This window comes from Mycobacterium sp. E136, from assembly GCF_001666865.1.
Taxonomy (GTDB): domain Bacteria; phylum Actinomycetota; class Actinomycetes; order Mycobacteriales; family Mycobacteriaceae; genus Mycobacterium.
The window spans coordinates 1-5,597 of record NZ_LZJE01000032.1 but is presented as its reverse complement, the minus strand read 5'-3'; the positions used below and the strand labels follow the sequence as shown (position 1 = coordinate 5,597).

Here is a 5,597-nt window from a genome sequence, read left to right as displayed (position 1 = left end):
GATTGGGGTGCCGACTCGTTCGGTGATGGCCGGGCTCGCCCTGCAGGCGGTGATCGTGGCGCTGCTGGCCGCGCTGGTCGGGGCCGGGCTCTCGTTATTGCTCGGACCACTGTTCCCGATGCAGGTGATCATCCCCACACAGGCCTTCGTCGCGCTGCCGGTGGTCGCGGTGGTGATCGGCCTCATCGCCAGCGCGGCTGGACTGCGCCGCGCGGTATCCGTCGATCCCGCACTGGCTTTCGGAGGACCCTGACCGATGGGCGATCTGTCGATCCAGAACCTTGTCGTCGAGTACACCAGCGGCGGGCACGCCGTGCGCCCGATCGACGGCTTGAATCTCGACGTCGCGGCAGGCTCACTGGTGATCCTGATGGGCCCAAGCGGATGCGGGAAGACCACGCTGTTGTCATGCCTCGGCGGGATTCTGCAACCCACCTCCGGCGCCATAAAATTCGGCGACGTCGAGGTGACCTCGCTCGGCGAAAACGAGCTCGCGAAATACCGCCGCGAGACGGTGGGATTCGTGTTCCAGGCGTTCAATTTGGTCCCCAGCCTCACCGCCGTCGAGAACGTGATGGTGCCGCTGCGCGCAAACGGCATGTCGCGCCGGGCCTCCCGGAAGCGGGCCGAACAGCTGCTGGGGCGGGTAGGTCTGCAGGACCGTCTCGACCACCGGCCAGGTGACCTCAGCGGCGGGCAGCAGCAGCGCGTGGCGGTGGCCCGGGCGATCGCACTCGATCCACCGCTGATTCTGGCCGACGAGCCCACGGCGCATCTGGATTTCATCCAGGTCGAAGAGGTGCTGAAGCTGATTCGCGAGCTTGCCTCGGGCACCAGGATGGTCGTCGTCGCGACACACGACAGCCGGATCCTGCCGCTGGCGGATCGGGTGGTCGAGATGGTGCCCAACTTCGCCTCCGCCGACCGTCCGCCGGAGACGGTGGAGTTGGAGGCCGGTCAGGTGCTCTTCGAACAGGGCACGATGGGTGACCTGATCTACACCGTGGACGACGGCGAGATCGAGATCGTGCGCGAACTGCCCGGCGGAGGCGAGGAATTGCTGAAATCCGCCGGCAAGGGCGACTACTTCGGGGAGATCGGGCCGCTGTTCCACCTGCCCCGGTCGGCCACCGCTCGCGCCCGCACCGATGCGACCGTCGTGGGCCACACCGTGCAGGCGTTCCGAGAACGCCTGGGGATGGCGGGAATTCGCGACCTGATCGAGCACCGCCCGCTGAGCGGCGAATCAGACGGAGGCCCGCTGAGCGGCGAATCAGACGAATCTACGCAGGAATGAGGCTCAGCAGAACGTCGGGACCGATCGGCTCGATCCCGTCGAAGCGCCATCGCTGCGCGTGGGCGATGCTCAACACACCCACGTCGTCCACCGCGGTGATCGGACCGCCGAGCAGGATGGGCGCGACGTAGGCGAGGATCCGGTCGATCACACCGGCGCGCAGGAAAGCCCCCGCCAGCGTCGGGCCGCCCTCGAGCAGCACATCGGTCCGATCCGACAGGGCCTTGATCACCTCGTGGGGGTCATGAGTGCGGATCACCATCGTGCGCGAGTCGTCGTTGAGAACCCGTGCCTCCTGCGATATCTCACGCTCACCGACGACGACGCGCAACGGCTGACGCTCGGCCAGCGTGCCGTCGGGGAGGCGGGCCGTCAGCGCGGGATCGTCGACGAACACGGTCCCGGTGCCCACCACGATCGCGTCGGCAACCGCGCGCCTGCGATGCACGTCCGCGCGGGCGGCCTCGCTGGTGATCCACTGGCTGCTGCCGTCGGCGGCCGCGCTGCGGCCGTCCACGCTCGTCGCGAATTTCCATGTCACATGCGGAGATCCGGTGCGCTGTTTGTGCAGCCACTCGCGCAGTGGGCCGCCGGCCACCGCGTCGGCGAGCACTCCGGCGGTCACGGCGACTCCGGACTCGGCGAGGCGCGCGGCACCTCCCGCGGCGATGGGGTTCGGGTCGGCGACCGCGTAGGCGACCGCCGAAACACCCGCGGCGACAAGCGCGTCCACGCACGGCGGCGTCCTGCCGTGATGGTTGCACGGTTCGAGCGTGACGACGGCGGTGCCGCCCGCGGCACGCTCGCCCGCCCTGCGCATCGCGAGCACCTCGGCGTGCGGACCTCCGGGGGGTTCGGTCGCGCCCACGCCGGCCACCTCGCCGTCGCGGTCCAGGATCACCGCTCCGACTGGTGGATTGGGGTAGGTCGTGCCCTTGACCTTCTCGGCCTGTTGCATCGCCAGCCGCATCGCGGCTTCGAGGTTCATACCCGCAGATGCTTGGACGCCGCGGCGGCCTGCCTGCGCAACGACTCCACCGCCGCGGCCGGATCCTCCGCGCTGTAGACGGCCGATCCCGCGACGAAGCAGTCCACGCCCGCCTCGGCCGCCTGCTCGATGGTGTCGGCGTTGATGCCGCCGTCGATCTCGACCACGATAGTCAACTCGCCCGCGTCCACGAGTCGCCGGGCGGTGCCGACCTTGACCAGCACCTCCGGAATGAACTTCTGGCCGCCGAAGCCCGGCTCAACCGACATGATCAGCAGCGTGTCGAACTCCGGCAGGATCTCCAGGTACGGCTCCAGCGGGGTGCCGGGCTTGACCGAGAGGCCTGCCTTGGCCCCCGCCGCCCGGATGTCGCGGGCGACACCGATCGGGTTGTCGGTGGCCTCGGCGTGAAAGGTCACGTTGTACGCGCCCGCCTCGGCATACGGCGGCGCCCACCGGTCGGGGTTCTCGATCATCAGGTGGCAGTCCATCGGGATGTCGGTCACCTTCAGCAGCGACTCGACAACCGGCTGACCGATCGTCAGGTTCGGGACGAAGTGGTTGTCCATCACGTCGACGTGCAGCCAGTCCGCACCCCGCACCGCCTCGGCCTCCTCGGCGAGTCTGGCGAAGTCGGCAGCCAGGATCGACGGCGCGATCAGGGGTCCAGCCATGGGCCTACCCTACTTTGAGCGCGGCGGCGAACATCGCATCGGTGCCGTGGCGATGGGGCCACAATTGAACGTGCGGTCCGTCGCCGAGACCGTCGACGGGCGCGAAGAGCGGCCGGGTGTCCACGGCCGTCACGGGGTTCCGGCGCAGCGCGTCCGAGACCACGCCGACCGTCTCGGCGAGATGCGGCGAACAGGTGGCGTAGAGCACCACGCCGCCCGGCCGCGTCAGCCGGATCGCCGAGGCGAGGAGTTCGCGTTGCAGTTTGGCCAGCGGCGGCACATCGTTCGGCTTGCGTCGCCAGCGCGCCTCCGGCCTGCGCCGCAGCGCTCCGAGGCCGGTGCACGGCGCGTCCACCAGGACGCGGTCGAAACCCGGCTCGATGCCCGGGTCGCGGCCGTCGACGCGCAGCACGTCGACCGGCAGGCCACGGGTGTTCTGCTCGACGAGGTCGGCGCGCGCGGGTGCGGGTTCGACCGCGGTGACCCGGGCGCCGTCCGGCGCGAGTGCGGCCAGCAGCGCGGTCTTCCCGCCGGGGCCGGAACACAGGTCCAGCCATCGTCCTCCGTCGGCGCCGTCGACCTCGGCCAGGGTCAGTGCCCGCGCGACGAGTTGGCTGCCCTCGTCCTGCACCACCGCGGCGCCGTCGCGCACGGCCTGCAGCCGGCCCGGGTCGCCTCCGGTGAGGTACACCGCGTACGGCGAATACCGGCCGACGCTGCCGTCGACCTGCGCCGCCAACTCCGCGGCGGTCAACGCCCCGGGACGGGCGGCGAGGTGGACCGCGGGCCGGGCGTCGTCGCTGGCGAGCAGCGCATCGAGCTGACCGGCGTCGGCGCCGAGCGCATCGGCGAAGGCCTGAGCGATCCACCGCGGGTGTGCGTGCACGAACGCCGCATGCCCGACCGGATCGGAAGCCGCGTCCGGTGCCAGTTCCGCGATCCAGGCCTGTTCGTCGCGGGACGCGATCGTGCGCAGCACACCGTTGACGAAACCCGCACGGGCCGTGTCGAATTCGATGCCGGCCTGCTCGACGGTGGTGGACACCGCGGCATGTTGTTCGACACGCGTACGCAGCAGTTGGTAGGCGCCGAGCCGCAGTAGGTCGAGCAGGACGGGATCGATCTTGTCGGTCGGACGGCCCGCGGCGGCGGCGATGACCGCATCCAGCAGGCCCCTGGTCCGGCAGGCGCCGTAGGCGAGTTCGGTGGCGAAGGCCGCGTCGCGGCCGCTGATGCCGCGATCGCGCAGGATCGGCGGCAGCGCGAGATTGGCGTAGGCGTCCTTCTCCGAGACCGCGCGCAGCACGTCGAACGCGGCGCGGCGCGCCGGGTCAAGCGGCTTGCGTCGTTGCGGTCGACGGTTGCGCGGCCGGGTCATTCGGCTCGCACCGTGTCGTCGAGCCGGGCGCCGCGGGCCCAGTCGGCAGCGTTCATCGGCTTCTTGCCGGGTGGCTGGATGAGACCGAGACGCACGGGGGCCGATGCGGTACCGATGCGCACCCTGTCGCGGGCGGCGCGGATCGCGCCGGGCTGCAGGGGTTCTGCCTCTTCCTCGACGGTGACTGGGCCGAGTTTGACCCTCAGGTCGCCGATCATCGTCCAGGCGCCGGGATTCGGTGTGACCGCCCGGATCCGTCGCTCGACGACGTGCGCGGGTAGATCCCATCGCACCCTGGCCTCGTCGACGGTGATCTTCGGGGCGATGGTCACCCCCTCCGAGGGTTGCGGCACCGCTGTCAGGGTGCCGTCGGCGATGCCGTCGAGCGTGTGGCTCAACAGCTCGGCGCCCGAGATCGACAGTCGCTCAAGCAGATCACCTGCGGTGTCGGTCGGCCGGATGGTCTCGGTGACGACGCCGTAGACGGGACCGGAGTCGAGGGCGGGTTCGATGAGGAACGTCGTCGCACCGGTCACGGTGTCGCCCGCGGCGATCGCGGCCTGCACCGGGGCCGCCCCACGCCAGGCGGGCAACACGGAGAAATGCAGGTTCACCCAGCCGCGCTCGGGCACCGCGAGGAGTGGCTCGCGCAGCAGCGCGCCGTAGGCGACCACCGCGCAGCATTCCGGTGCCAGCTCGGTCAGTTCGGCGACGAACTCGTCGGAGTTCGGCTTCGACGGCCGCAGCACCGGGATGTCGTGCTCGAGCGCCAGCCGCGCGACCGGGGACGGTGCCGGCTTACCGCGCCGGCCCGCCGCCGCGTCGGGGCGGGTCAGCACCGCGATGACGTCGTGACGTGGCGATTCGATGAGTCGGCGCAGCGGCGGCAGGGCGGGTTCCGGGGTGCCGGCGAAGACGATGCGCACCGGGTCAGTCTAGAGACGATGCTCGCGCCGCATCGGAGCGCTCAGCGCGGGGTCTGGTAGTACTCGCGCTCGGACACACCGGTCAGCGGGGCGACGAACATCCACGGGATCGTGGTGAGCGACCGGTTCAGGGTCGCGACCGCGTCGTTGTAGTACTGCCGCGCGAATGCCAGCTTGTTCTCGCTGTCCGTCAAGTTCTCCTGCAGGTTCAGGAAGTTGTTCGACGAGTTGAGCTGTGGGTACTGCTGGCCGAGCGCCAACAGCGGCGCCAGCGCGGTGTCGAGTTCCTTCTCGGCCGCGCTGCGCTGCGCCACCGACTTGCCGGTGGTGGCGG

At 70.4% G+C, this 5,597-nt stretch carries 7 protein-coding genes; 2 read left to right on the top strand and 5 right to left on the bottom strand.

Annotation, left to right across the window (positions count from 1 at the left end; translation table 11 throughout):
• Both A5698_RS02415 and A5698_RS02410 read left to right on the top strand, forming a co-directional pair.
• A partial coding sequence (locus tag A5698_RS02415) for an FtsX-like permease family protein (protein ID WP_353651801.1) occupies positions 1–253 on the top strand: 253 nt, incomplete at its 5' end.
• 3 nt (positions 254–256) lie between these two features.
• Positions 257–1,297: an ABC transporter ATP-binding protein gene (locus A5698_RS02410; protein WP_068292840.1), complete on the top strand. Its 1,041-nt coding sequence runs from the start codon at positions 257–259 to the stop codon at positions 1,295–1,297.
• Here A5698_RS02410 and ribD read toward each other — a convergent pair.
• The 5 genes from ribD to A5698_RS02385 all read right to left on the bottom strand — a co-directional run.
• Positions 1,284–2,285 (bottom strand): bifunctional diaminohydroxyphosphoribosylaminopyrimidine deaminase/5-amino-6-(5-phosphoribosylamino)uracil reductase RibD, encoded by a 1,002-nt coding sequence (gene ribD / locus A5698_RS02405; RefSeq protein ID WP_068292837.1) that lies wholly within the window; start codon positions 2,283–2,285, stop codon positions 1,284–1,286. The genes A5698_RS02410 and ribD overlap by 14 nt on opposite strands.
• A complete protein-coding gene (gene rpe / locus A5698_RS02400) occupies positions 2,282–2,959 on the bottom strand; it encodes a ribulose-phosphate 3-epimerase (RefSeq protein WP_068292834.1) in 678 nt (225 codons plus the stop codon). The genes ribD and rpe overlap by 4 nt, the downstream gene beginning before the upstream one ends.
• A 4-nt stretch (positions 2,960–2,963) precedes the next feature.
• Positions 2,964–4,337, bottom strand: coding sequence for an RsmB/NOP family class I SAM-dependent RNA methyltransferase (locus A5698_RS02395; protein ID WP_068292831.1), 1,374 nt, complete (start codon positions 4,335–4,337; stop codon positions 2,964–2,966).
• Entirely contained in the window at positions 4,334–5,263 is a 930-nt protein-coding gene (fmt, locus tag A5698_RS02390; RefSeq protein ID WP_068292828.1) for a methionyl-tRNA formyltransferase, read from the bottom strand. The genes A5698_RS02395 and fmt overlap by 4 nt, the downstream gene beginning before the upstream one ends.
• Before the next feature lie 41 nt (positions 5,264–5,304).
• The coding region (locus A5698_RS02385; protein WP_197506604.1) for a LemA family protein at positions 5,305–5,597 on the bottom strand (293 nt) is incomplete at its 5' end.

Bases quoted from the DNA above. Each gene is read 5' to 3' on its own strand.
- ribD (WP_068292837.1), bottom strand. From the start codon at position 2,285: ATGAACCTCGAAGCCGCGATGCGGCTGGCGATGCAACAGGCCGAGAAG.
- A5698_RS02410 (WP_068292840.1), top strand. From the start codon at position 257: ATGGGCGATCTGTCGATCCAGAACCTTGTCGTCGAGTACACCAGCGGC.
- rpe (WP_068292834.1), bottom strand. From the start codon at position 2,959: ATGGCTGGACCCCTGATCGCGCCGTCGATCCTGGCTGCCGACTTCGCC.
- A5698_RS02395 (WP_068292831.1), bottom strand. From the start codon at position 4,337: ATGACCCGGCCGCGCAACCGTCGACCGCAACGACGCAAGCCGCTTGAC.